Genomic DNA, 2,949 nt, shown 5'->3' on the forward strand with positions numbered 1-2,949 from the left:
GGCGTCTCCCTCCCCCGCAGAGGGGGGAGGGAGACGCCCGTGTCCTTGAGAGGGGCCGTGTCCCGCCCACCTCAAACTTTCTTCTTGATCCCGCTCTGCGGGTTGAGGCTGCCGATGTTGCCGCTCTCGCTGCCGGCGGCCGGGTCGATCACGGCGTTGACCAGAGACGGCCGGCCGGAATCCATGGCGGCGTTGACCGCCCGGGTCAGCTCGTCCGGCGAGGTGACGTGGTAGCCGTCGCCGCCGAACGCCTCCATCATCTTGTCGTAGCGGGAATCCTTCACGAACACCGTGGTGCCCGGGTCGCGCCCGGTCGGGTCGGAATCGGTGCCGCGGTAAATGCCGTTGTTGTTGAACACGACGATGCAGACCGGCAGCCCGTACCGGCAGATCGTCTCGACCTCCATGCCGGAGAAGCCGAAGGCGCTGTCGCCCTCCACGCACAGGACCGGCTTGCCGGTCTCGATCGCGGCGGCGACGGCGAAGCCCATGCCGATGCCCATGATGCCCCAGGTGCCGACATCCAGGCGCTTGCGCGGCTGGTACATGTCGATGATGCCCCGGGCGAGGTCGAGGGTGTTGGCGCCCTCGTTGACCAGGATCGCGTCGGGCCGCTCCTTCACGATCGTCCGCAGGGCGCCGAGCGCGGCGTGGAAGGTCATGGGCGAGGCGTTGCTCATGAGCTTGGGCGCCATCTTGGCGAAGTTCGCCTCGCGCTTCGTCTTCAGCGTGTCGATCCAGTCGGCGGGGGGCTGCTGCCAGCCCTGGCCCATGCCGTCGAGCAGCGCCTGCACGCAGGACGCGATGTCGCCGACCACCGGGGCGACGATCTCGACGTTCGAATCCATCTCGCGGGGCTCGATGTCGATCTGGATGAACTTGGTCGAGCCCGGCTCGCCCCAGCTCTTGCCCTTGCCGTGCGACAGCAGCCAGTTCAGCCGGGCGCCGACCAGCAGCACCACGTCGGAATCCTTGAGCGCCGTCGAGCGCGCGGCCCCAGCCGAGAGCGGGTGCGTGTCGGGCAGCAGGCCCTTGGCCATGCTCATCGGCACGTACGGGATGCCGCTGGTCTCCACGAGGGCACGGATCGCGTCGTCGGCCTGGGCGTAGGCCGCGCCCTTGCCGAGCACGATCAGCGGGCGGCGGGCGGATTTCAGCACGTCGAGCGCCCGGGCGATGGCGTCGGGGGCGGGGCGCTGGGCCGGAGCCGGATCGATCACCTTCACCAGCGACTTCTGGCCGGCCTCGGCCTCCATCACCTGCGAGAACAGCTTGGCCGGCAGGTCGAGATAGACGCCGCCGGGCCTCCCCGAGCAGGCCGCGCGGATCGCCCGGGCGACGCCGATGCCGATATCGGCGGCGTGCAGCACCCGGAAGGCCGCCTTGCACAGGGGCTTGGCGATGGCGAGCTGGTCCATCTCCTCGTAGTCGCCCTGCTGGAGATCGACGATCTCGCGCTCGGAGGAGCCCGAGATCAGGATCATCGGGAAGCAGTTGGTCGTGGCGTTGGCCAGCGCCGTGAGGCCGTTCAGGAAGCCCGGCGCCGAGACCGTGAGGCAGATGCCGGGCTTCTGCGTAAGGAAGCCGGCGATCGCGGCGGCGTTGCCCGCGTGCTGCTCGTGCCGGAACGACACGACCCGCATCCCCGCGGCCTGGGCCATGCGGCCGAGATCGGTGATCGGGATGCCCGGGACGCCGTAGATCGTCTCGATGCCGTTGAGCTTGAGCGCGTCGATGACGAGGTGGAAGCCGTCGGTGAGATCCGGCTCGGCGTCGATCTCGGGGGCGGTGTGGACGATCTTTGCCAGTGCGGTCATCGCTGTCTCTCCCGGAAATTCAGTGTCGGTAGGGGCGGCTCTCAGGGGCTGTGTTCGTGGGATCTCCTATCCGCTTCCCTCACCTGAGGTGCCCGCGCCAGCGGGCCTCGAAGGAGCCCTCCAGAAGTCTCTGCGATCCCTGGAGCCCTCCTTCGAGGCCCCCGCATCGCTTCGTCACCTCATGAGGAGGAGGATAGGAGATCCGTGGATTTCAAGCCGCGTTCGATGCTTGTCGTGACATCGGGCGCATTCAGACCACCCGGATCGGCTGGGCGGCGAGCGCCGCGGGACGCTCGCCCTCGGCGAGGTAGCGGGCGCGCAGCGGCCGCAGCAGGAAGATCGCGAGCGCGGCGGCGGCGACGTTGAGACCGATGATCAGCGAGAACACCGCCGACCAGCCATAGGCCGCCGACAGCAGGCTGGCGAACGGCACCAGGAACGCCGCGGTGCCCTTGGCGGTGTAGAGCAGGCCGGCGTTGCTGGCGGCATACTTCGATCCGAACGTGTCCCCGCAGGTGGCCGGGAACAGCGAGTAGATCTCGCCGAACACCCCGAAATAGACCGCGGTGGCGAACACGAACACCATCGGGTGATGGCCGTAGGTGAGCAGCACGATCACCGCGAGCGCCGCCGTCGAGAAGGCGATGAACATCGTGTTCTCGCGGCCGATATGGTCGGAGACGTAGCCGAAGAACGGCCGGCCGAAGCCGTCGAAGATCCGGTCGAGGGAGATCGCCAGGGTCAGCGCCGCCATCTGCAGGCCGAACAGGCTGACCGGGACGCCGGCCACGTGGAAGTCCTGGGCGATCGGGGCGATCTGCGCCGCCGCCATCAGGCCGCCCGAGGCGACCATGACGAACATCGCGTACATCACCCAGAAGACCGGCGTGCGAATCGCCTCGCGGGGGCTGCGGTCGACCTTCGTCTGGGGCAGGCGCAGGCTCTTGCGCTGGATCGGCGCGGCGGAAACGGGCTTGCGCAGCAGGAAGGCGAGAGCGAGGACGATCGCGCCCTGGCCTGGACCATCGACGCCTACGCCGACAGCCTCGCGCTGCTCTATCTCGGCGCGGTGGTCGGCGGCATCGGCGCCGGCTCGGTCTACGGCACCTGTGTGGGCAACGCGCTGAAGTGG

The 2,949-nt window shown here is 68.8% G+C and carries 2 protein-coding genes; both read right to left on the reverse strand.

All coding sequences use genetic code 11. The annotated features are described in order from the left end of the window. Positions 1-71 precede the first annotated feature (71 nt). Positions 72-1,817, reverse strand: a complete 1,746-nt coding sequence (gene oxc, locus FV228_RS25250) for an oxalyl-CoA decarboxylase (RefSeq protein WP_147857059.1) — start codon at positions 1,815-1,817, stop codon at positions 72-74. 250 nt (positions 1,818-2,067) lie between these two features. After that, a partial coding sequence (gene oxlT, locus FV228_RS25260; RefSeq protein ID WP_246694025.1) for an oxalate/formate MFS antiporter occupies positions 2,068-2,949 on the reverse strand: 882 nt, incomplete at its 5' end.

The organism is Methylobacterium sp. WL18, from assembly GCF_008040015.1.
GTDB lineage: Bacteria > Pseudomonadota > Alphaproteobacteria > Rhizobiales > Beijerinckiaceae > Methylobacterium > Methylobacterium mesophilicum.